Here is a 22050-nt window from a genome sequence, read left to right as displayed (position 1 = left end):
CGGCGTGGGACAGTCCGGCCCCGGGGACGACGCGGGCACCGAGGCATCCGGGGCAGGAAGCGAGGCCGGTTTGGCGCACGAGACGGGACCAGCGCGGGCGAGGGTGCGGGTGCGCGCCCCGGCCCGGCTGCATTTCGGCTTCCTCGACCTGCATGGCGGGCTCGGGCGGCGCTTCGGCAGCATCGGGCTCGGGCTCGACGCGCCCGGCCTCGACCTCACCGCCACCCGCGCCGACACCCTGACGGTCACCGGCACTGAGGCTCCCGGCATCGCCGCCGAGTACGAGCGGGTGCGCGCCTACGCGGCGCTCGCCGCCCGCCATCTCGGCGTGCCGGAGGCCGGAGACTTCCACCTCGCGGAGGCGATCCCGGCCCATGCGGGTTTCGGCTCGGGCACGCAACTCGCCCTCTCGGTCGCAGCGGCCCTCGCCGCGCTCCACGGCGCGCCCTTCGTGCCTTCCGCCTTCGCCGACGCCCTCGACCGCGGCAATCGCTCCGGCGTCGGGCTCGCCGCCTTCGTCACCGGCGGCCTGATCGTCGATGGCGGGCGCGACGACAGCGACGCACCCCCGCCGGTGATCGCGCGGCTGCCCTTCCCCGAATCCTGGCGGGTGGTGCTGATCCTCGATGCCGGCCGCACAGGCGTGCACGGGGCCGAGGAGCGCCGGGCCTTCCGGGAGTTGCCCCGCTTCCCCGCGCCGGAGGCGGCCGAGATCTGCCGCACGGTGCTGATGCAGGTGCTGCCGGCCGTGGTCACCGAGGATCTGGCGCGGTTCGGCGCCGGGATCACCGGCATCCAGCGCCGGATCGGCGACTATTTCGCCCCCCACCAGGGCGGGCGCTACGCCAGCGCGGCGGTGGCGGCGGCGCTCGCCGACGTCGAGGCCGCCGGCATCGCCGGCTACGGCCAGAGCTCCTGGGGACCGACCGGCTTCGCGCTCACCCGCGACGCGGCGGAGGCCGAGGCACTGGTCGGGTCGTTGTGCGCCCGCCATCCGGGCCTGACCTTCCGCATCGCCCGCGGACGCAACCGCGGGGCGGAGGTCGACTGACGGCGCAGCCCGCCGCGCAACGGCGCGGCGCAGGGACACCGCATCACTCGTCCTGGACCAGACCCTTGTCGCGGAGCCAGTCGGCGATGACTCCCGCGACCTGCGCGTTGTTCCGGTCCATCATCATCAAGTGGCTGTTGCCCCGGATGCCGAGCGCGGGAAGCTGGATCACCTCGGCACGACCGCCGGCGGCATTCTGGGTCTCGACCCATCTCAGGCCGTTGCCCCGGATGACCGGCCACCGCGCGTCCTGCTCGATGTTGTCGCCGTAGAGGACCAGGGTCGGGATGTCCTTGAGCGCGGCCGCCCGTCCGGGTTCGCCGAAGCCGGAGGGCTCCACCGCGACCAGGGCCCGCACCTTGTCCGGGCGCAGCTGCGCCGCCTTGAAGCCGAACTGCCCGGCCTGGCTGTGGAACAGGACGACGCAGGGACAGACCCGGTCGATCTCGGCCAGATAGGCGCGCAGGATGGCGTCGTCGGTGGTCGTCCAGCGCGGCGCCTGCTGGCGGAGGAGAGCGTCGTAGCCCTCCATCGGGAACTGGCTTCCCGGCAGCTGCCGGCGCTTGGCCGGGTCCTCGTCGTAGCTTCCCGGGCCCTGCCCGATCCGGAAGGCCTCGAACGGGCGATTCTTCGGGACGAAGACCGGATCGCCGTCGAACACGCCGGGCGGCGGGAATCCGGCGCGGCCGCGCTCGACGGCATCGCTGACATAGGTGTCCCAGCCGCGCCGGACGAAGTAATCGAGCCATCCGGGCCTGCCGTCGGGCGTGGTTTCGTACGCGACGCCGGTCAGGCCGCCGCCGTGCCACAGCAGCAGCGGGACGGCGCCCCGCCGTCGGGCCGGCACGAGGTATTGCACGTACATCTGCTCGACGACGTACACCCCGTTCGGATCGACCCGGGTCGGCGCCCCGCCCGGGGTGAGCAGCATCTCTCTCACCGGCCGACCGGTGATCGCGATCTCGCGTCCCCCGACATGGAACGAGCCGAACCCGCGCAACTCCAGGTTCGGCTGCCCATGGCTCGATCGTGTCTGGTCCGACTGCGCCTGTACCGACGCGGCGGCACCGCACAGGGCCAGGACGACCGCGATCCTACGCTTCATGGTCCACGCTCGAGGCTTTGCCGGAACGGCGTCCGATCGGATGGCACGACGATGCCCGCATTGGCGTACCGCACCTTTTAACTGGGCAAACTCTTCGTCAAGAGCGGGCCGAGCGCGCCTGCCGATCGCCACGCAACGACATCGAATCCGTGTCGAACGAAGGCGGCGACGCGCATGCATCGACAAGATGGCATGGACGTTCCTCCGGCGCCGTCCTTCTGCCGACGGGCCTCCCGGGGCAGCCGGATCCGCGCGCCGGCCCGCACCAACGTCCATGAGACGGGCGGACCCGGATCCCTGTAGGGGATGAGGCGGCGCAGACCGGTGGTCCCGATCCGCTTCGGGACACGATCGTGGCGCCCCCTGTTGGCCGCGGGAGGAGATTCGGGCGATGGGCTCTGCCCAGACCGGCGAGGGCGCGGGGAAGGCCTGCGCGTCCGACAGCGATGGGACGGGGACACCGGTCCTGATCGCGGCGCAATCGGGCCGGGCGCTCGCCGCCGCGGCGCGGCGCGCCGGCTACCGCCCCTTCGTCGCCGACCTGTTCGGCGACGAGGACACCCGCGCGCTCGCCGCCGGCTACCGCCGCGTGCCCGGCCGCCTCGGCGCCGGGCCGGGAGCCCGGGGCGTGGAGGCGGCGCTGGCCGACCTCGCGGCGGAGGCGGGCCATCCCGTCGGCCTCGTCCTCGGCTCGGGGTTCGAGGGATCGCCGGGGTTGATGCGGCGGCTCGCCGGGCGCTACGCGCTGCTGGGTGCGACGCCCGACGCCGTCGCGGCGCTGAAGGACCCGGGCCGCTTCGCCGCCCTGTGCGGCCGCCTCGGCATCCCGCACCCGGAGATCGCGCTCGCGCCGGTGCCCGATCCGGAGACCTGGCTCGTGAAGCGGCGGGGCGCCTCGGGCGGAGGCCATATCCGCCCGGCTCTGCCGGGGCGGCTCCCGGCGGGCACCTACCTCCAGCGCCGCGTGCCGGGCCGGCCCCGCTCCCTCAACGCGCTGGCGGATGGCCGCGCCGTCACGGTGCTGGCGGTGACCGAGCAATGGGCGGCGCCCGGACCCGGCCGGCCGTTCCGCTACGCCGGCGCCGCCGGGCCGGCCCCGCTGCCGGCCACGGTGCGGGCGGCGGCCGAGCGGGCGCTCGCCGCGCTCGTCGCCGCCACGGGCCTCTGCGGCCTCGTCAGCGCCGACCTGCTCGTCGACAGCGAGGCCTGGTGGCTGCTCGAGATCAATCCCCGGCCCGGCGCCACCCTGGACGTGCTCGACCGCGGATCGGTGCCGCTCTTCGCGGCCCACCTGGCGGCGGCGCGCGGCCGGCTGCCGGAGTACCAGCCGGCGCTGCCGGGCGCCGCCGCGACCGAGATCCTCTACGCCGGCAACGAGATTCCCGCGGTACCAGCCCTCGACTGGCCCGACTGGACGATGGACCGGCCGCCCGCGGGCAGCCGCATCGAGGCAGGCGCGCCGGTCTGCACGGTGCTGGCAGAGGGAGTGGATGCGGCGGCGGCCCGGCGCGCCGTTGCGGCGCGGGCTGCGGCGCTGCGGGCGCGGCTGGAGGCAACGGCCGACGTCGCATTGGCTTTCGCCGGCCCCCGCTCCATGCTCGACGAAGTCTCGCGAGAAATCTCCTCTCCCCGCGGGCGGGGAGAGGGCCGTGCCGCCGTACAGGGGGCACGGCTAGCGGAGGCGCAGCCGGAGCGAGGGTGAGGGGTCTCGACGCGTGAGACTCTGCCGGAAACACCCCCTCACCATCGGCTGCCGCCTCGCTGTGTCCCTTGGACGGGGACACAGCCCTGTCCCCGCCCGCGGGGAGAGGGGATGCGCACTGTCCGAGGCGTGAATGTGGGAGCCCGCGTGGGAGACGCATCCCGCACTTTACACCAACGGGGCCCCAGACCCCGACCGATCTGACCGGCCACGACGGGGCACCACCCCGCCTGCGGCCTTGAGGGAGTCACCGATGAGCTCATCCGCCACCCCGTCCCGCCCGAGCGTGAACGCGCTCGCCGCCCCCCTGGTCGAGGCCCTGGCCGACGACGCGACCCGGTTGCGGCTCGCCGTGACGCGGGCACCGGACGGGGCGCGGCTGATCGATGCCGGGGCGGGGGCGCGGGGCTCGATCGAGGCCGGGCGGCGCATCGCCGAGATCTGCCTGGGCGGCCTCGGCACCGTGACGGTCGGACCCGCCGGCCCTCTCGCGGCCTGGCCCTTCACCCTGACGGTGCACAGCACCGACCCGGTGCTCGCCTGCCTCGGCAGCCAGTATGCCGGCTGGAACCTCGCCGACGAGGAGGGGGATTCGGGCTTCTTCGCTCTCGGCTCCGGTCCGGGCCGGGCGGCGGCGGCCGCCGAGCACCTGTTCGAGGAACTGGCCTACAGCGACACCGCCTCGCGCATCGCCCTGGTGCTCGAATCGGGCAGCCCGCCGCCGGCCTCGGTTATCGCCAAGGTGGCTCACGCCGCCGGCGTCCAGCCCGACGCCGTCACCTTCGTGTACGCGCCCACCCAGAGCCTCGCCGGCGCGACCCAGGTGGTCGCCCGGGTGCTGGAGGTCGCCCTGCACAAGGCGCACTCGGTCGGGTTCGACCTGAACGCCATCGTCGACGGGATCGGCGCGGCGCCCCTGAGCCCGCCGCATCCGGACTTCATCCAGGCGATGGGCCGCACCAACGACGCGATCATCTATGGCGGGCGGGTGCAGCTCTTCGTCGAGGCGGACGACGCCGACGCCAGGGCGCTCGCCGAGGCCCTGCCGAGCACCACCTCGCGCGATCACGGCGCGCCCTTCGCGGAGATCTTTTCCCGCTTCAACGGCGATTTCTACGCCATCGACAAGCACCTGTTCAGCCCGGCCGAGGCGGTGGTGACCTCGCTCAGATCCGGCCATAGCCACCGGGCCGGCCGGCTGGTGCCGGAGCTGGTCGCACGCTCCTTCGCCTGAGGACCGCCCCATGCGAATCGGGCTCGCAGCCGACAACGGCGCCTGGCACAAGGCGAAGCTTCTCGCGGCGCTCAACGACCTCGGCGCGAGGCCGGTGCTGTTCTCGCTCGCCGACGTCACGGTCGAGACCGGGCATCCCGAGCCCCTGCGCGTGCCGGGCTTCGGCGGCGACCTGCCGGACGGGGTGCTGCTCCGCACCATCGCGGGCGGCACCTTCGAGGCGACGACGATGCGGCTCGGGGTGCTGCACGCGCTCGAAGCCGCCGGCACCGTGGTGTGGAACGGGCCGGCCGCCATCGAGCGCTCGGTCGACAAGGCGATGACGAGCCTGCTGCTCGCCCGCCACCGCATCCCGACGCCGGAGACCTTCGTGCTCTCGCGCCGCGAGGCCGCCGCCGAGGTGGTGGCCCGGGAGGCGGGACCGGGAAGGCCCCTGGTGCTGAAACCCCTGTTCGGCTCGCAGGGCGAGGGGCTGCAGATGATCGCCCGGCCCGAGGAGCTGCCGCCGGAAGAGCTGGTCGGCCGGGTCTACTACCTCCAGCGCTACGTCGCCCGGCGCGACGGGGCCTTCCAGGATTACCGGGTCTTCGTCTGCGCCGGCCGGGCGGTCGCCGGGATGATCCGGGAGGGCGACGGCTGGATCACCAACGTCCACCGCGGCGGCCGGCCGCTGCCCTGGCGCCCGCCGGCCCGGGCCGCGGAGCTGGCGGAGCGGGCCGCCGCGGCGGTCGGCTGCGGCTACACGGGGATCGACCTCGTCGAGGACGGGGTGGGCGGCTTCCAGGTGCTGGAGGTCAACAGCATGCCGGCCTGGTCGGGCCTGCAGCAGGTGACACCGGTCGACATCGCCCGGGAGGTCGCCGCCGGCTTCCTGGCGGCTTTGCGGGCAGGCTCGGCGCCGCGCCTCGTCGCCGAGGGGGCGTGATGCGGCCCCTGACCGCGACGGCGATCGAGCAAGCCTATCTCGCCGCCTGCCGGGCCGAGCTCGCGGCGATCAAGCCCGGCAACGTCCACGTCCACGCCGCCGGGCACCGGATGAGCGTGGCGGATTTCGAGACGAGCGCACTCCTCTCCGCCCCCCACCTCGCGGCGGCGGGCGCCCGGGTCGGGGCGCGGATCGAGGGTGCGGTCGCCGCCACCCGGGCGGGAATCGGCCAGAACACCAATCTGGGCATCGTGCTGCTCTGCGCCCCGCTCGCGGCCGCGGCCGAGCGGCCGGGCCCGCTCCGGCAGGCCCTGGGGGGTGTGCTGGCGGATCTCGACCGGGCGGATGCCGCCGGCCTCTACGCAGCGATCCGGCTCGCCAATCCCGGCGGGCTCGGCCGGGCGGAGCGCCACGACGTGACGACGGACGCGCCCCCGCCGATCCTGACCGCCATGGGCGAGGCGGCCTCGCGCGACCGCATCGCGCGCGCCTACGTCACCGGGTTCGAGGACCTGTTCACCGCCGGGCTCCCGGCGCTGGCCGTGGCGCGCGCGGCCGGCCTCCCCGAGCCCTGGACCACCACGGCGGTGCATCTCGCCTTCCTCACCGGCTTCCCCGACAGCCACATCGCCCGCAAGTTCGGCCCCGCCACCGCCGAGCGGGTGCGGGCGGAGGCCGAGGGCGCCTTGCGCGGGCTCGCCCTCGGGGAGGGCGCGCGGGCGGCCCTGCTCGCCCACGACTCCGCCCTCAAGGAGGCGGGGTTCAACCCCGGCACCAGCGCCGACCTCACCGTGGCGACCCTGTTCGTCGACGCGCTCGATCGCCTGAAGGCGGGGGACGATGTCTCGACCAATGCAACCCGCCAATAAGTCGTAGTCGCGATGCGGCTCATCTGCGGCCGTCTCGGCCGGACTGGACCATTGTACCGGGCTGCCAGCCTTGTTCACGCTTCAGCGGCGCTGTAGTGTCGCGCCGCTATCCGGAGAACCGGTTCGGCCGCGGGCTGAACGCCGACAGCAAGGATGGCGGGGCCGAGTCGCACTGTAACGGCGGCCGGTTAACCTTATCGACACCTGGGAGAACCCCCACATGGCGACGATCAATAAGGTGATGGTGGGCGAAGCCCTCGTCGGTGACGGCAACGAGGTAGCACATATCGACCTCATCATCGGCCCGCGCGGCAGCGCCGCCGAGACGGCGTTCTGCAACAGCCTGACCAACAACAAGCACGGCTTCACCAGCCTGCTCGCGGTGGTGGCGCCGAACCTGCCGTGCAAGCCCAACACCCTGCTGTTCAACAAGGTCACCATCAACGACGCCCGCCAGGCGGTCCAGATGTTCGGCCCGGCCCAGCACGCCGTCGCCAAGGCGGTGCAGGATTGCGTCGCCGAGGGCATCATCCCGGCCGCCGAGGCCGACGACCTCTACATCCTGGTCGGCGTGTTCATCCACTGGGAAGCCGCCGACGACGCCAAGATCGAGAAGTACAACTACGAGGCCACGAAGCTGTCGATCCAGCGCGCCATCAAGGGCTCGCCGACCGCCGCCGAGGTCACGCAGCAGTACAAGACCGCCCAGCACCCCTTCGCGGCGAACGTGGCTTAGACAGGAAACCGTCCGGAACAGTCAGCGGCGCCTCCCCCGCCGCCCCCGCCGCCTCCGCCGCAGGGGCTGTTCCAGCGACTGGCCTCCATCTTCCTCGGTCGTTGACCGCATCATCGGGAGGGCCCCACCGGGCCCTCCCTTCTTTTTGCCGGTCGCCTCTCCGCGCCCTCAGGCCCGCAGCCGCCCGTCGTGGATCGCGCTCGCGACCAGCACCCCGGCGGCGCCGGCCGCCGCCAGGGCCGGCAGGTCCTCCGGCCCGCGCAGCCCCCCGGCAGCGTAGAAGGCCGTGCGCGGCGCCAGGGCCTTGAGGGCGGCGAGCCCGGCGAGGTCCGGGCCCGCGCCGCTGCCGACCCGCGACAGGGTCATCACGATCACCTCCGGCGGCCAGGTCGCGGGGTCCTCGTGCAGCTCCGGCGCGCCGAGGCGCACGCCGTCGCGGCTGTCGAGGGAGAGCACCGCCGAGGCGCCGAGCCGGCGCACCAGGGCCGCATCCGACTGGCTCTCGCTGCCGAGCACCGGCCGGCCGAGGCCCGTGGCAAGGAACGAAGCGACGCCGCCTTCCGTGGCAAAGCCCGCATCGACCCACAGCTCCACCCCCGGGCAGGCCGCGGCGATCGCCCGCAAGGCGCCGAGGTCGGGCGGCGTCCCGTCCATGATCGCGTCGAGATCGGCGACGTAGAGCCGGCGCGCCGGCCAGGCGCCGAGGAGGCCGCGCGCCACGTCGGCGGGGGCGGGGCCGGGGCTGAGCGGCGTCACGATGGGCGCGTAGCGCTCCCGGTCGCCGGCCCGGGCCCGCACCACCACGCCGCCGCGCAGGTCGAGGACCGGCACCACCTCGGTCCGGGTTGAAAAGCCCGGCCGGCTCATGCCACCCCGCCCCGACCGTTCCCGTGCGAGATCCGACCGTGCCCCATCTCCATCCCCCCGCCTCGCTCTCTCGCGTCATCGGCTGGGACCTCGGCGGGGTCCATGTCAAGGCGGCGCTGGTCGAAGGCGGCCGGGTCCAGGCGGTGGTGCAGGCGCCGTGCCCGCTCTGGAACGGCCTGCCGGCCCTCGACGCCACCCTCGAAGACCTGCCGGGCTGGGCCCGGGAACCGGCCCGCCACGCCGTGACGATGACCGGCGAACTGACCGACTGCTTTTCCGACCGCGCCGACGGCGTGGCGCAGCTCGCCGCCTGGGCCTCGGACCATCTGGCGGGCGAGGTCGCGATCTATGCCGGACGCTCAGGTTTCGTCGCGCCCGACGCGGCGGCGCCTCACGCTCCCGACGTCGCCAGCGCCAACTGGCACGCCACCGCCGCCCTGGTCGGCCGCTCGCGGCCGGACGCGCTCCTCGTCGACATCGGCTCGACCACCGCCGACCTGATCCCGATCCGGGGCGGGCAGCCCCGCGCCATCGGCTACAGCGACGCCGAGCGGCTCGAGACCGGAGAGCTGGTCTATACGGGGGTGGTGCGCACGCCGCTGCTGGCCCTGTCGCGGACCGCGCCGTTCCGCGGCCGGCGCACGGCGCTGATGGCCGAGTGCTTCGCCACCACCGCCGACGCCTACCGCCTGCTCGGTCTGCTACTGGCGGCGGAGGACCAGCAGGACACCGCCGACCTCAAGGGCAAGTCGATCGCCGAGACCGAGATCCGCCTCGCCCGGATGATCGGCCGCGACCGCCACGAGGGCGAGGCGGCCGACTGGGCGCGGCTCGCCGGCTTCTTCGCCGAGGCGCAGTTGCGCCTCCTGCACGACGCCGCCGGCCTGATCCTGTCCCGCGGCGCGTTGCCCGACGACGCGCCCGTCGTGATCTGCGGCGCCGGCCGCTTCGTCGCAGCCGAGCTCGCGGCGCGCCTCGGGCGCCCTGCGGAGGAGCTGTCGGACCTCATCGCGCCGCGCCTCGCCCCGGAGGCCGCCGCCTTCGCATCGACCTGCGGGCCGGCGGTGGCGGTGGGGCTGCTGGCGGCGGGGTAAATGATGAGCCACGAAGCAGTGCCGTCCTCTCGCGAGCCACGCCCTTTCCCGGACGACTGAAACGAAGTGGAAGGAGATCCGGGATCCAGGGGAGAAGTGCCGCGTAGCGGCTCTGTATGCTGCACCGTTGCAGACAAGCAGACGCTTCGCGACTTTTTGCGCTGAATCCCGGATCTCCTTCCGCTCACGCTTCAGTCGTCCGGGAAAGGGGGAGCTTTATGGGATACGGTTCGCGAGCGGTCAGAACCGGTGGGCCAGCACCGCGCCGAGCCCGTCCTCATTCGCCCCGCGCGCGCCGAGCCACGGCAGGCTGATCGGGGTGTCGATGAGCAGCAGCAGGGTCCGGCGCAGGAGCTGGTCCAGGGATTCGGGACCGCCGCCCGCCCCGAGGCCGGTGCCGTTGAGCCGGTCTTCGAGCTCCCGGGTGATGCCCAGGAAACCCATGTTCCAGCCCGAGAACCGGCGCTCGGCCGCGACGTCCATCTCGATCACCGCCAGGGTGTGGTGGCGCCGGTCGACCAGGATCGATTCGAAGATCGGCTGGACGCCCGCCCGCGGTCCTTCCAGCACCTGGAAGAAGCCGAGGCCGGTATAGACCAGCACGCCCGAGACCTCGGCCGCCTGGTTGCGCCGCCGGGCGGTCGCGAGAAGGCGCGCGACGTGGCCCTGACCCAGCATCACCTCCGCGGGGTGCGCGGCGGTACTCTTGTAGATGATGCGAAAGATGTCCTCGGACATCCGAATCTCCGGGCAGCGATTCCACCTGGATAATCCGAACGGTGCCGGTCGCGATAGCACCCGGAGGCACAACCGGGAGAATTCCATGCCAGATTCGCGATCTGAGATAGAATTCCCACACCGGGTTTCAGCTGCGCCAGCGCAGTTCCCGCGGCTCCAAAGGATTGACGAAGGCAGAGCCGGCCTCGCGGGCGCGCAGGAACTCGCGCTTGAGGCTGAAGTACCATTGCGACTGCACGTCGCTCTCGCCCATCAGCACCATCGCGGGCTTCCGGTCGAGGCCGCGCTGGGCGATCTGGAGCACGTCCCGGTCCTGGCCCAGGAACTGGCGCATCAGCGGCCGGGCGACGGGCTTCAGCAGGTTGAGGCCTGAGATGTTCCAGTACATCGCGTTGATGAGCGCGGTGCGCCCGTTCGCCAGGGGCGAGGCGAAGGTGTAGTTGGCCAGACGCTTCTCTCCGGCGGTGATCCGCTCCAGCCGCACCCCCGGCAGCCGGAACTCGATCTCGACCTCCGGGATCGAGCCGAGCAGGCGGTAGGCGAGGGAGGCGGTCTTCGCCGTGTGGCTCGTCATGGTGAAGCCGAAGGGCGAGGGCGCGAAGTGCTTCACCTTCTCCTTCATGGTCTTCGACGGGCGCCACCACCAGGAATCGTGCACGTAGGCGACGTGGGCCGGATCGACGAAGCTGAGCGCCACGAGGTCGAACGAGGCCTCGACCTCCAGGATCTCGACGAGCTGGCCGCAATAGTCGAAATCGACCTCCGGGATCGGCGGCGCCGTCTCCGGGCTGGCGCCCGCCGGGTTCGCGCTGGCATGGACCCAGATCAGGCCTGACTTCTCGGCCACGGCGAAGCGGGCGAGGCGGACCGAGGCGAAGTTGGCGTCGTCGCGGCGAGCCAGCGCGGGAATCGCCGCGCAGACGCCGTCGGGCCGGAACTGCCAGCCGTGGAACGGGCAGACGAGGTTGCCGTCGACGAGGCGGCCGGCCGAGAGCGCCATGCCGCGATGGGGGCAGCGGTCGCGCAGGGCGAACAGCGCGCCCGACTCCTCGCGCCCGACCACCACGGCCTCCTCGCCGAGGCTGACCGACCGCATGCCCCCGGGCCGCAGGCTGCGGCTCTCGCCGACGCAGTACCAGACGTCGTCGAGCGCCCGGCGGATCGGATCCCCTGTCATGCTGCCTTCCGCGGTCCCAAGTATGCCATGCCCCCCAAGCGTTCCATGCCCTGTTCCGTACCCCTCGCGGCATACCTGCCGGCGGATGTCCTTAGCGCATCCTGCGGGCGCGTGAAGCGCTCGAGGGCGCGCACCTCCCCCGCGCCGGCACGGCGCGGAACGGCGGTTACCGCGCTGCACGACGCTGCGGAACGGCGAGCGGGGCCGTTCGTTACCGTGCCGGGATGCCGCAGGGCGAGCGCGCCCTACATGGCTCCCCGGCCGCATGCGCGGGCGGCCCCCCACCCTAGAAAGCCCCTGACGGAGGATGACACGATGAGCCTGCTCGGGACGATCGTCAGCAAGATCCTGCACCCCTTCGGCGGCGGCGAGGCCAAGGCTGAGACGCCGGACGCCACCACCTCCACCACCAGCGCCCCGGCCGGCGGCTCGGGCGGAGCCGCCGGCGGCGACGTGCCGAAGGTCGACGGCAAGGTCGATGTCGAGGCGGTGCTCAACGACCTGGCCTCGAAGGCCGGCCAGCCGCTGAACTGGCGCACCTCGATCGTCGACCTGATGAAGCTGCTCAACCTCGACAGCAGCCTGTCGGCCCGCAAGGAGCTCGCCCAGGAGCTGCACTACAGCGGCGACACCAGCGATTCCGCCACGATGAACGTCTGGCTGCACAAGCAGGTCATCAAGAAGCTCGAGGAGAACGGCGGCAAGGTGCCGGACGACCTCAAGGACTAAAAGGATTGGCTCGGCCCGCCTCCTGGAGAGGCGGGCCGAGCCGCAAGGACCGGATCGGCTTCTAGCGCCCGGTGCGCACGCGGGTCCAGAGGCGGGTCACCACCCGCTGGGTGCGGTCGTCGTAGGCGGTGTTGGTGAACAGCCGGCGGAAGGTGGCGTCGTCCGGGTAGATGCCGGGATCGGACAGGATCTCGGGCTTGACGAGGGCCTTCGCCGCCAGGTTGCCGCTGGCGTAGGAGACGAAGTTGGTGTTGGCCGCCGCCACCTCGGGCCGCATCATGAAGTCGATGAAGGCGTGGGCCTCCGCCGCATGGGCCGCGTCCTTGGGGATCGCGAAGGCGTCGAACCACATCAGCGCCCCCTGCTGCGGGATGTAGTAGGCGATGTCGACGTCGTTCTTCGCCTCGCGGGCGCGACGGCGGGCCTGCAGCACGTCGCCCGAGTAGCCCACCGAGAGGCAGACGTCGCCGTTGGCGAGCTGGTTGATGTACTCGGAGGAGTGGAACTTCTGCACCGCGCCGCGGATGCGGAACAGCGCCTCGCCCGCCTTGTCGAGGTCGTCGACCCGGCGCGAATCGGGCTTCAGGCCGAGCGCCTGGAGTACGCTCGGAACAATGTCGTCGGGCGAATCCAGCATCGTGACGCCGCAATCCTTGAGCTTGGCGATCAGCTCCGGGCGCAGGACGATGTCCCAGGTGTTGAGCGGCTGGTTGGCGCTTAAGCGCTCGCGCACCAGCGCGGTGTTCACCCCGATGCCGGTGGTGCCCCACATGTAGTCGACCGCGTAGGCGTTGCCCGGGTCGTAGGCCGCGAGCCGCGCCGTCACCTCGGGCCAGGCATGCTTGAGGTTCGGCAGCTTGGCCTTGTCGAGGGGCTGGAACGCCCCGGCCTTGATCAGGCGCTGCAGGAAGGGCCCGGTCGGCACCACGATGTCGTAGCCTGACCGGCCGGCGAGCAGCTTGGTCTCGAGGATCTCGTTGGTATCGTAGGTGTCGTAGACGACCTTGATGCCGGTCTCGCGCGTGAAGGCGTCGAGCATCTTGGGGTCGATATAGTCCGACCAGTTGTAGATGTTGACGACCCGCTCCGGCGCGGCGGCCGCGGGGCCGGCCGGCCCCGCCGCGAGGGCGAGGAGGCAGGCGGCTGCCCCCAAGGCCGACCCAATGAAACGGCGCCGGAGCGGGTTCATCCGTCAGGCTCCGGTCGCGGCGATGATCGAGATCTCGACCCGGTATTGCGGGCCGGCGAGCTTGGCCTCGACGGTGGCGCGGGCCGGGGCGTGGCCGGCCGCCACCCAGCCGTCCCAGGCCCGGTTCATCTCGGCGAAGGTCGACATGTCGGCGAGGTAGATCGTGGCCGAGAGGAGCTTCGTCTTGTCGCTGCCCACAGAGGCGAGCAGCGCGTCGATCTGGGCCAGGATGTCCTTGGTCTGAGCCTCGACGCCCTCGTTGTTCGAGACTTCGTCCGCGACCTGGCCGGCCAGATAGACGGTGCCGTTATGCACCACCGCCTGGCTCATCCGGGGGCCGGTCTCGAAACGCGTGATGGTCATCGGGAACTCCTGGAGGGATCGTGGGGGAGGGCCCTGAGAAGGGAGACGGACGGGCGCTCCGGCGCCTTGTGCCGCCGAACCCGGGCCGGCGTAAAGGGCTCCTCGGGAAAACCTCGGCGGTACGGGATGTGCGTTTCGGCGCAACCACGGCGCGGTCAGCGCGTTTGCTCTTCACCTAAGCGGAGCCGAAGGGCAGCCCCCATGCTTGCGATCCTGTGGACCATCATCATCGGCTTCGTCGCCGGTGTCATCGCCAAGTTCATCATGCCCGGCTCGGCCAACGAGCCGAGCGGCTTCATCATGACCACGCTCCTGGGCATCGTCGGCGCGTTCGTCGCGACGTTCCTGGGCCAGGTCACCGGCTGGTACCCGCCGAACGAGGGCGCGGGCCTGATCGCCTCGGTCGTCGGCGCCGTGGTCGTTCTGGCGATCTTCGGCCTCATCCAGGGCCGCCGCCGCACCACCGTCCTCTGAACCTCGAGGAGCCGGCGGACCCCGCTGGCTCTTCCCCGATCGAACGAGAAAGGCCCGCACCGGTCTCCCGGTGCGGGCCTTTCTCATGTCCGGGCACTTCCATGGGAGACGGGGCGCCCGGGCGCCCCGCCGAAGGATCAGATCCGCGCCGGCGTGTGCGAGCTGCCGTTCATCAGCGACTTGGCGGCGCAATGCCCGGTGGCGCCGCGGATCGCCAGGAGCGAGCCGGCGACGAGCGCCGCGAGGCTCAGGAACTTGTTCGGCCGCGGCTGCGCCGCGGCGGCCGCCAGACCGAGGCCGAGCACGACCGAGATGGTGCGCTCCTTGGTGGTCAGGTTGCGCTCGCCGCCGAACACGTCGTGGATCAGGTCGTTGGCCATGGGGGCTCCGTCAGGGTGTGGCGGAAGAATTCCGCTGCGTCGCGGTGCGAACGCGGCCGGAGGCCGGACGTTCCCCGGGAAAGCCCCTGTTCGGTGCAGCGGCCAGGTCCTCAGCCCTGCTGCGCTTCGGCGATCAGCCGATCGTCGATTTCCCGGGCGCGGACGGCCGCCGGGCGGTCGGCGAGACGGGCGACGTAGGCCTCGTAAGCCGGACGCCGCTCGATGCCGCCGAACTGCATCCCCCACATCAGGTGCGAGCCGAGGTAGAGGTCGGCGGCCGAGAAGCGCCCGCCGGCGAGGTAGTCGCGGCCCGAGACCACCCCTTCGAGGGCATCGAGCACCTCCGCCATGCTGCCGTAGCCGACCATGCGGCGGCGCTCCTCCGAGACCTCGACGCCGAGCGCCTTGTTGGTCACCGCCGCCTCGACCGGCCCGGCGGCGAAGAACAGCCAGCGGAAATAGGCGCCGCGCTCCGGATCCCCGAGCGCCGGAGCGAGGCCGGCCTGCGGGAAGGCATCGGCCAGGTAGGCGCAGATCGCCGCCGTCTCGGTCACGGTGACGCCGCGATGGGTCAGCGCCGGCACCTTGGCGAGCGGATTGATGGCGCGGTAGGCCGCCTCCTTCATCGTCGGGCCGTAGCCGACGATCTCGGTGCGATAGGGTGCGCCGACCTCCTCCAGCATCCAGCGGACGATGCGGCCCCGGGACATCGGATGGGTGTAGAAGACGAGATCGTCGCTCATGCGCTGCCTCCCCGGCGGGCGAATCAGCGGCGCCCGCGTGAGATCTTGAAGCAGAGGCGGGGTCGGGCGGGAAGGCAGAGGAGTGACGTTCGGCGCAGCCTCATAGCTCCAGGAACACGCCGGCGGAGAAGCCGAATCGGTCCGCGAGCGCCCGCGCCTGACGGAGATTGATCCGGCGCTTCCCGCTCAGGATCTCGGACACGACCGACTGCGCTCCGACCTCGGGCAGATCGGATTGTCCCAGGCCACGCTCTTGCATGACGGCGCGCAGCACCTCGGACCCCGGCGCCATTGGGATGGGGCGTTGCTCCTCGTCGTAGGCTTCGATCAGGTCGCCCATGCGGGAAGCCAGGAGAGCGAGCGAATGGTCCTCATCCTCACCGGCGAGGGCCAATACCTCGTCCAATTGCTGGACGAGCCGCTGGTACGCCTCGTCTGTCGTCGGTTTGGTGAGCAGCGGTGCGACGTAGGACCAGTGCTCGGCAGCCTGCTTCACAACGACGGTCATCGCCATTTTCCCTTGTCGTACTGGGAATGATCCATGATGCCCTGGATATATATTTTTCCGAATCGATAGTTCACAATCGCGATCAGGCGAAGCTTATTGCCGCCGATGTCGAACACGTGAAACCGGCCGACCTTGTCGATGGCCGGGAACAGCGCCTTCATGCCGGCAAAATCGGCAGGAGCCGATGCCTTGATCAGCCTGTACCAAGCATCCAGCGCATTCGCCGCTTGCGGCCACCTCTGCTTCGCCTCCCAGATGCGCGCTTGGGTGATGACGTGCATCGGCTATTTATCGCAATTTGCTATACCGACGGATCTAACTGCCGTGTAGGCAGAACGCAAGAGCCTTCGGCCGAGGCAGCACGCACAGTACGGGCTTCTGCGGCGAATACGAAAAAAGCGCGGCCCCTTAAGGACCGCGCTCTTGGATCTCTCATCGGGCGGAGACCCGTCCGGTCCCCGCCCGACCAGTTCAGCCGATCACTCGCCGGCGCGGGGCTGGCGCTCGCGGGTGCGGTCGGCGTCGCGCTGGGCCTTCAGCTTCTCGGTGAGGTCCTCGCCGGTCGCCTGGTCGACGACCTTCATCGAGAGGCGGATCTTGCCGCGCTCGTCCTGGCCGAGGAACTTCACCTTCACCTTGTCGCCCTCCTTCACCACGTCGGTGACCTTGGCGACGCGCTGGGCGGCGAGCTCGGAGATGTGGACGAGGCCGTCCTTGGCGCCGAAGAAGTTGACGAAGGCGCCGAACTCCATCGTCTTCACGACCGTGCCCTCGTAGATCATGCCGACCTCGGCCTCGGCCACGATCGAGCGGATCCAGTTGTAGGCCGCCTTGATCGCCTTGCCGTCGGCCGAGGCAATCTTGATGATGCCGGTATCCTGGATGTCGATCTTGGCGCCGGTTTTTTCCACGATCTCGCGGATCACCTTGCCGCCGGTGCCGATCACTTCGCGGATCTTGTCGGTCGGGATCTGCATCGTCTCGATGCGCGGCGCGTGCTCGCCGAGCTCGGGACGGGCGGCGGTGAGCGCCTTCGACATCTCGCCGAGGATGAAGGCGCGGCCGTCCTTCGCCTGGGCGAGGGCGACGCGCATGATCTCCTCGGTGATGCCGGCGATCTTGATGTCCATCTGGAGCGAGGTGATGCCCTCCTCCGTGCCGGCCACCTTGAAGTCCATGTCGCCGAGGTGGTCCTCGTCGCCGAGGATGTCGGACAGCACCGCGTAGCGCTCACCCTCGAGGATGAGGCCCATGGCGATGCCGGCCACCGGACGGCGCAGGGGCACGCCGGCATCCATCAGCGACAGCGAGGCGCCGCAGACGGAGGCCATCGAGGACGAGCCGTTCGACTCGGTGATCTCCGACACGACGCGGATCGTGTAGGGGAACTCGTGGGCGGCGGGCAGCATCGGGTGCACGGCGCGCCAGGCGAGCTTGCCGTGGCCGATCTCGCGGCGGCCGGGCGAGCCCATGCGGCCGGTCTCGCCCACCGAATAGGGCGGGAAGTTGTAGTGGAGGAGGAACGTCTCCTTGTAGGTACCCTCGAGCGCGTCGATGAACTGCTCGTCGTCACCGGTGCCCAGCGTCGCCACCACCAGCGCCTGGGTCTCGCCGCGGGTGAACAGGGCCGAGCCGTGGGTGCGGGGCAGCACGCCGACCTCGGAGACGATCGGGCGCACGGTCTTCACGTCGCGGCCGTCGATGCGCGACCCCGTGTCGAGGATGTTCCAGCGGACCACCTTCGACTGGGCCTCCTTGAAGGCGGCCTTGATCTTCTCGGCCTCGAAGCGGGCCTCGCCCTCGGCCGGGGCGAGCGCGGCCATCACCTTCGCCTTCACGGCGTCGACGGCGGCGTAGCGCTCCTGCTTGACGGTCTTCTTGTAGGCCTCGCGCAGGTCGGCCTCGCCGACCTCGAGCACGGCCTTCTCGACCTCGGAATTGTCCGCCGGCTGGAAGTTGCGCGGCTCCTTGGCGGCCTTCTCGGCGAGCCGGATGATCGCCTCGATGACCGGCTGGAAGTGCTTGTGGCCGAACATCACGGCCCCGAGCATCACGTCCTCGGGCAGTTCCTTGGCCTCGGACTCGACCATCAGCACGGCGTCCTGGGTGCCGGCGACGACGAGGTCGAGGGTCGAGCCCTCCATCTCCTGGATGGGCGGGTTGAGCTTGTACTGGCCGCCGACATAGCCGACGCGGGCCGCACCGATCGGGCCCATGAACGGCACGCCCGAGAGGGTGAGCGCGGCCGAGGCCGCCACCATGGCGAGCACGTCGGGATCGGTCTCGAGGTCGTGCGAGAGCACCGTGACGACGACCTGGGTGTCGTTGCGCCAGCCCTCGACGAAGAGGGGGCGGATCGGCCGGTCGATCAGGCGGGAGACCAGGGTCTCCTTCTCGGAGGGACGGCCCTCGCGCTTGAAGTAGCCGCCCGGGATGCGGCCGGCGGCGTAGGTGCGCTCCTGGTAGTTCACCGTGAGCGGGAGGAAGTCGATGCCGGGCTTCGGCTCCTTCATCGACACCACGGTGGCCAGCACCGAGGTCTCGCCGTAGGTGGCGACCACGGCACCGTCGGCCTGGCGGGCGACCTTGCCGGTCTCGAGCACGAGCTTGCGCCCGCCCCACAGCAGCTCTTCGCGTTGAACGTCGAACATGTTCGTCATGCCTTCCTGCGGTCCGGGAGGGCGGCGCCAGCGCAAGACGGCGAGGGGCTCGACGATGAGCCACCGGCGATCCTGCCCTGGCGGTCGCGCCCGCATTCTTCGATGCGGGTCCCGGAAGAGTGGGCGGCCGGACCCATTCCGGCCCACCCGGGGCGATGAAGCAGCCCTTCTGTCGAAGTCGGCTTCATCGCAAAACGCGGCCCGGGCCGGTGCCCGAACCGCGTGAAGCCCGCCTTAGCGGCGGATGCCGAGGCGCTCGATGAGGGCGCGGTAGCGCGCCTCGTCCTTGCGCTTCAGGTAGTCGAGGAGCGACCGGCGCTGCGAGACCAGCTTGAGCAGGCCGCGGCGCGAGTGGTTGTCCTTGGTGTGGGTCTTGAAGTGCCCGGTGAGGTTCTGGATCCGCTCGGTAAGGATCGCGACCTGCACCTCCGGCGAGCCGGTGTCGGTCCCGCCGCGGGCGTGTTCCTTGATGAGCGCGGTCTTGCGCTCCGCCGTGATCGACATCGCGTGTCCTTTCAGGTGGTACGGTTTCGTGGATGCGCAGTCTCGGAGGACCGCCTTTCCGCACGGGGCTCGGCCGGGCCGGGATGTCGTCCAGCGCGGTCTGCCAAGGCGAAAAACCTCGCCGTGCGAGGGCGAGGGTGGCGCACCTCTACACGAAACCGTTCGCCCCCGCCACTCCCTCTCGGCGAGCCGTCCCGCGCGTGGTTTCGTCACGCCCCCGGGAGCCGCCAGGCGAACGGCCGAGGTCGAACCCGGGATACCCCCGAGAAGTTTGCCCGCCATTCTCCATTCCACGAGAGGTTCTTCGATGACCACCGCGACCGCGGGCCAGACCAGCTCGGCCACCAACGAGACCGTGCAGTCGATCTACGTCACCGCCCTGCGCAACACCCACGCCCTGGAGAAGCAGGCGGCGCAGATGATCCAGCGCCAGATCGAGCGCTACGAGAGCTACCCCGATCTGACCCAGGCCCTGCGGCTGCACAAGAGCGAGACCGACCAGCAGGTCGCTCGCCTCTCCGACCTGCTGCACGGCCACGGCGAGGACCGCTCGCTCCTGAAGGATGTGGTGACCCAGACGGTCGGCAACGTCGCGGCGCTGGTGCACAGCGTGACGGGCGACGAGGTCCTGAAGAACCTCTACACCGACTACTCGGTCGAGACCTACGAGATCGCCGCCTACACGTCGCTGATCGCGCTCGCCGAGGAGGCCGGGCACCAGCGGGACATCGAGATCCTGCGCCTGTCGCTCAAGGAGGAAGAGCGGATGGCCGAGGCGGTGTTCCGGCAGATCGTGCCGGTGACGAAGGGGTTCGTCGCCCGGGAGGTCCGGGGCGAGAAGGCGGACCGGTAAGCGGTAGACGCTTCAGGGCATCCTCTGCGTCACCCCGGGGCTCGACGAAGTCGAGAACCCGGGATCCATAACCGCCGAGGTATTCAGAAGAGGCGAGTAGCGTTCCGCTACGTCCTGAACCGTCGGCGTTTATGGATCCCGGGTTCCGCTGCGCAGCCCCGGGATGACGAGGCGGGTTTGACGTCCGTCGTGTTCCGCAAGTGAGGGCCTCGCGGTTGTCCTAGCGCGTGAACCCGATCTCGGTTGCCGCCCTACAGCTCCAATTCCACCGTCACCGGCACATGGTCCGACGGCTTCTCCCAGGCCCGGGTGTGGCGGGCCACCGTCACCGACTTCACGGTGTCGGCGAGGTCCGGGGTGACCCAGATGTGGTCGAGGCGCCGTCCCTTGTCGGCCGCCGCCCAGTCGGGGGAGCGGTAGCTCCACCAGGTAAAAATCTTCTCCGGCGGCGGGCGGAGGTGGCGCATCGTGTCGACCCAGCCGGCCTCGCCGCGCAGGGTCTCCAGGCGCTCGGTCTCGATCGGGGTGTGGCTCACCACGTCGAGGAGCTGCTTGTGCGACCAGACGTCGTGCTCCAGCGGCGCCACGTTGAGGTCGCCGACGAGGATCGACGGACCCGCGGGGCGACGGCCGCCCCAGGCGCGCAGCTCGTCCATGAAGGAGAGCTTGTGGGCGAACTTGTCGTTGAGCTTGGCGTCCGGCACGTCGCCGCCGGCCGGGACGTAGAAATCGTGGATCGCGATGCCGGCGGCCGCCCCCGCCTCGGGGCCGAGGACCGCCGAGATGTGGCGCGCGTCCTGGCGCTCGCAGAAGCTCATCACCTCGCGGGTGACGAGCGGCAGGCGCGAGAGGATCGCGACGCCGTTATAGCCCTTCTGCCCGGCGAAGACGACGTGGGGATAGCCGAAGCCCTGCAGCTCCTTGAGCGGGAAACGGTCGTCCGGGCACTTGGTCTCCTGGAGGCAGAGCACGTCGGGCTTCGCCTCGTCGAGGAAGCGGCGCACGAGGTCGATGCGCAGGCGGACCGAGTTGATGTTCCAGGTGCTGACGGTGAGGCGCAACGGTCGAGGTCTCGAAAGGGAGGACGGATCAGTTCGGGCGGGCCTGCTGCATCTTGGCCTCGAGCTCCTTGTCGACCGCCCGGCCGTAATTGATGACGAACAGCATGCCGTCGACGGCGCGGCCGCGCTGGAGGTTGGAGAGCAGCACGGTGGTCTGGTAACCCTGCGGGTCGGTGATCCGCCACTGGCTCAAGGTCTTCATCGAATCGTCGAAGTAGAGCGCGATGCGCGAGGTGCCGCCGAGCGTCGAGCGGTCGTCGAGCACGATGCGGATCCCGCCGGGCTCGGCCGACACGTCGGTGACCGTGAGGTCGCGGGCGAGGTCGATCTTGTCGCGCAAAAGGAATTTCAGCGGCGTCTGCGAGATGAAGTAGAGGTCCTGCGTCGCCAGCTTGCGGTCGCGCACCGCCACCGAGGTGCCGTCGGCGATCACCTCCAGGCTCGAAGGCTGGTCGTAGTCGAAGCGCAGGCGGCCGGGCTTGGCGAGGGTGAGCTTGCCGCCGATCTTGCGCCCGTCGGCGCCGATCTGGACGAAGTTGCCGGTCAGCGTCGTGACGCCGTTGAAATAGGCGTTGGCGCGCTCGATCACCGCCGCCGGGTTGGCGGGGTCGACCGCCGACGGCGTGGTGACGGCGGCGACCTGCTGGGCCGGCCGTCCTGCTTCAGGGGCGGACGGGACGGCGGCGGTCTCGACGGGCTCGGGCGCGGCGTTCTTGGCCCCGCCGAGGGAAGCCGGCCGGCGTGGCGGCAGCGGCGCCTTGGCGGAGGAGCCGGGGGCCTGGCCGGCCGTCGGCGCCTGGCCCGGAGCGGCGGGGGCCATGTCCGGCTGCGCGGCCTCGGGCGCCGGGTCCTTGCGGCCGAACAGTCCGTCGAGGAACGACGAGACCTGCGCCTGGGCAGGCGCCGCGCTCACGAGGGCGGCGACCGAGAGCGCGGCGCCGAGGGACACCGCGCGGAGCGGGCCGGAGCGGGGACGGCCGTTCATCGGCAGGGTTCTCCGTGTGGGCGGACGGGGAGGGACGGGGCCGCGCCGGCATGCCGACGCCGCACCCGCCCGGGATGCTGGCGTGCCGCAGGGGGCCGGTCCG

General features: G+C 71.2%; 24 protein-coding genes. 10 read left to right on the top strand and 14 right to left on the bottom strand.

The features are described 5' to 3' along the window. Positions 1 to 70: 70 nt before the first annotated feature. Positions 71 to 1051 (top strand): beta-ribofuranosylaminobenzene 5'-phosphate synthase family protein, encoded by a 981-nt coding sequence (locus tag DK412_RS26720; RefSeq protein WP_245447311.1) that lies wholly within the window; start codon positions 71 to 73, stop codon positions 1049 to 1051. A gap of 43 nt (positions 1052 to 1094) precedes the next feature. On the opposite strand, the gene DK412_RS26715 is transcribed toward DK412_RS26720, so the two are convergent. Next, positions 1095 to 2156, bottom strand: a complete 1062-nt coding sequence (locus tag DK412_RS26715) for an esterase (protein ID WP_204165448.1) — start codon at positions 2154 to 2156, stop codon at positions 1095 to 1097. 391 nt (positions 2157 to 2547) lie between these two features. Between DK412_RS26715 and DK412_RS26710 the strand changes: the two genes are divergently transcribed. The 5 genes from DK412_RS26710 to fae all read left to right on the top strand — a co-directional run bounded on the left by DK412_RS26710 (position 2548) and on the right by fae (position 7622). Continuing rightward, on the top strand, positions 2548 to 3858 hold the full coding sequence (locus DK412_RS26710; protein ID WP_109974443.1) for an ATP-grasp domain-containing protein: 1311 nt from the start codon (positions 2548 to 2550) through the stop codon (positions 3856 to 3858). Positions 3859 to 4111: 253 nt separating this feature from the next. Beyond that, a complete protein-coding gene (mch, locus tag DK412_RS26705; protein WP_109974442.1) occupies positions 4112 to 5092 on the top strand; it encodes a methenyltetrahydromethanopterin cyclohydrolase in 981 nt (326 codons plus the stop codon). A gap of 10 nt (positions 5093 to 5102) precedes the next feature. Then, positions 5103 to 6017, top strand: coding sequence for a RimK family alpha-L-glutamate ligase (locus DK412_RS26700; protein WP_109974441.1), 915 nt, complete (start codon positions 5103 to 5105; stop codon positions 6015 to 6017). Then, positions 6017 to 6886 carry a triphosphoribosyl-dephospho-CoA synthase gene (locus DK412_RS26695; protein WP_109974440.1) on the top strand — a complete coding sequence of 290 codons (870 nt, stop codon included), beginning with the start codon at positions 6017 to 6019 and terminating at the stop codon, positions 6884 to 6886. The genes DK412_RS26700 and DK412_RS26695 overlap by 1 nt, the downstream gene beginning before the upstream one ends. A 220-nt stretch (positions 6887 to 7106) precedes the next feature. Beyond that, positions 7107 to 7622 (top strand): formaldehyde-activating enzyme, encoded by a 516-nt coding sequence (fae, locus tag DK412_RS26690; RefSeq protein WP_109974439.1) that lies wholly within the window; start codon positions 7107 to 7109, stop codon positions 7620 to 7622. Positions 7623 to 7790: 168 nt separating this feature from the next. Here the strand turns inward: fae and DK412_RS26685 are convergent, their stop codons facing one another. After that, the gene (locus tag DK412_RS26685; RefSeq protein WP_109974438.1) at positions 7791 to 8489 is read right to left on the bottom strand and encodes a HisA/HisF-related TIM barrel protein; all 699 of its coding nucleotides are present in this window, start codon (positions 8487 to 8489) and stop codon (positions 7791 to 7793) included. Between the two features lie 38 nt (positions 8490 to 8527). Between DK412_RS26685 and DK412_RS26680 the strand changes: the two genes are divergently transcribed. Next, positions 8528 to 9583: a hydantoinase/oxoprolinase family protein gene (locus DK412_RS26680; protein WP_109974437.1), complete on the top strand. Its 1056-nt coding sequence runs from the start codon at positions 8528 to 8530 to the stop codon at positions 9581 to 9583. A 240-nt stretch (positions 9584 to 9823) separates the two neighbouring features. Here the strand turns inward: DK412_RS26680 and DK412_RS26675 are convergent, their stop codons facing one another. Together DK412_RS26675 and DK412_RS26670 are read right to left on the bottom strand one after the other, a co-directional pair. Then, positions 9824 to 10321 (bottom strand): BLUF domain-containing protein, encoded by a 498-nt coding sequence (locus tag DK412_RS26675; RefSeq protein ID WP_162596314.1) that lies wholly within the window; start codon positions 10319 to 10321, stop codon positions 9824 to 9826. 127 nt (positions 10322 to 10448) lie between these two features. Continuing rightward, on the bottom strand, positions 10449 to 11498 hold the full coding sequence (locus DK412_RS26670) for an aromatic ring-hydroxylating dioxygenase subunit alpha (RefSeq protein WP_109974435.1): 1050 nt from the start codon (positions 11496 to 11498) through the stop codon (positions 10449 to 10451). A 315-nt stretch (positions 11499 to 11813) separates the two neighbouring features. On the opposite strand from DK412_RS26670, the gene DK412_RS26665 reads away from it, so the two are divergent. Continuing rightward, complete coding sequence (locus tag DK412_RS26665) at positions 11814 to 12227, top strand: DUF3597 domain-containing protein (RefSeq protein WP_109974434.1); 414 nt, start codon at positions 11814 to 11816, stop codon at positions 12225 to 12227. Positions 12228 to 12288: 61 nt separating this feature from the next. On the opposite strand, the gene DK412_RS26660 is transcribed toward DK412_RS26665, so the two are convergent. Both DK412_RS26660 and DK412_RS26655 read right to left on the bottom strand, forming a co-directional pair. Continuing rightward, positions 12289 to 13416 (bottom strand): polyamine ABC transporter substrate-binding protein, encoded by a 1128-nt coding sequence (locus tag DK412_RS26660; protein WP_109974433.1) that lies wholly within the window; start codon positions 13414 to 13416, stop codon positions 12289 to 12291. A 3-nt stretch (positions 13417 to 13419) separates the two neighbouring features. After that, on the bottom strand, positions 13420 to 13779 hold the full coding sequence (locus DK412_RS26655) for a RidA family protein (protein WP_109974432.1): 360 nt from the start codon (positions 13777 to 13779) through the stop codon (positions 13420 to 13422). Between the two features lie 201 nt (positions 13780 to 13980). Here DK412_RS26655 and DK412_RS26650 point away from each other — a divergent pair, with 201 nt between their 5' ends. After that, a complete protein-coding gene (locus DK412_RS26650) occupies positions 13981 to 14253 on the top strand; it encodes a GlsB/YeaQ/YmgE family stress response membrane protein (RefSeq protein ID WP_093570197.1) in 273 nt (90 codons plus the stop codon). A gap of 137 nt (positions 14254 to 14390) precedes the next feature. Here the strand turns inward: DK412_RS26650 and DK412_RS26645 are convergent, their stop codons facing one another. The 6 genes from DK412_RS26645 to rpsO all read right to left on the bottom strand — a co-directional run bounded on the left by DK412_RS26645 (position 14391) and on the right by rpsO (position 19048). Continuing rightward, positions 14391 to 14633 (bottom strand): YgaP-like transmembrane domain, encoded by a 243-nt coding sequence (locus DK412_RS26645; protein ID WP_109974431.1) that lies wholly within the window; start codon positions 14631 to 14633, stop codon positions 14391 to 14393. A 110-nt stretch (positions 14634 to 14743) separates the two neighbouring features. Beyond that, a complete protein-coding gene (locus DK412_RS26640; protein WP_109974430.1) occupies positions 14744 to 15376 on the bottom strand; it encodes a glutathione S-transferase family protein in 633 nt (210 codons plus the stop codon). Between the two features lie 100 nt (positions 15377 to 15476). Beyond that, positions 15477 to 15890: a transcriptional regulator gene (locus DK412_RS26635; RefSeq protein ID WP_245447309.1), complete on the bottom strand. Its 414-nt coding sequence runs from the start codon at positions 15888 to 15890 to the stop codon at positions 15477 to 15479. Further along, a complete protein-coding gene (locus DK412_RS26630; RefSeq protein ID WP_109974429.1) occupies positions 15881 to 16165 on the bottom strand; it encodes a type II toxin-antitoxin system HigB family toxin in 285 nt (94 codons plus the stop codon). Before DK412_RS26630 ends, DK412_RS26635 begins: the two co-directional genes overlap by 10 nt. Positions 16166 to 16363: 198 nt before the next feature. Continuing rightward, entirely contained in the window at positions 16364 to 18535 is a 2172-nt protein-coding gene (gene pnp / locus DK412_RS26625) for a polyribonucleotide nucleotidyltransferase (protein WP_109975514.1), read from the bottom strand. 243 nt (positions 18536 to 18778) lie between these two features. Further along, the gene (gene rpsO / locus DK412_RS26620; RefSeq protein ID WP_048427462.1) at positions 18779 to 19048 is read right to left on the bottom strand and encodes a 30S ribosomal protein S15; all 270 of its coding nucleotides are present in this window, start codon (positions 19046 to 19048) and stop codon (positions 18779 to 18781) included. Positions 19049 to 19355: 307 nt separating this feature from the next. On the opposite strand from rpsO, the gene DK412_RS26615 reads away from it, so the two are divergent. After that, positions 19356 to 19901, top strand: coding sequence for a DUF892 family protein (locus DK412_RS26615; protein WP_109974428.1), 546 nt, complete (start codon positions 19356 to 19358; stop codon positions 19899 to 19901). A 251-nt stretch (positions 19902 to 20152) separates the two neighbouring features. On the opposite strand, the gene xth is transcribed toward DK412_RS26615, so the two are convergent. After that, the gene (xth, locus tag DK412_RS26610; protein WP_109974427.1) at positions 20153 to 20962 is read right to left on the bottom strand and encodes an exodeoxyribonuclease III; all 810 of its coding nucleotides are present in this window, start codon (positions 20960 to 20962) and stop codon (positions 20153 to 20155) included. Positions 20963 to 20990: 28 nt separating this feature from the next. Next, positions 20991 to 21947, bottom strand: a complete 957-nt coding sequence (locus tag DK412_RS26605; protein WP_109974426.1) for an outer-membrane lipoprotein carrier protein LolA — start codon at positions 21945 to 21947, stop codon at positions 20991 to 20993. Positions 21948 to 22050 lie beyond the last annotated feature (103 nt).

Origin of the sequence: Methylobacterium sp. 17Sr1-1 (assembly GCF_003173775.1) — a bacterium.
In the GTDB taxonomy this organism is placed as follows: Bacteria; Pseudomonadota; Alphaproteobacteria; order Rhizobiales; family Beijerinckiaceae; genus Methylobacterium.
The sequence above is the reverse complement of the archived record's forward strand: the minus strand, read 5'-3'. Positions and strand labels throughout refer to the sequence as shown.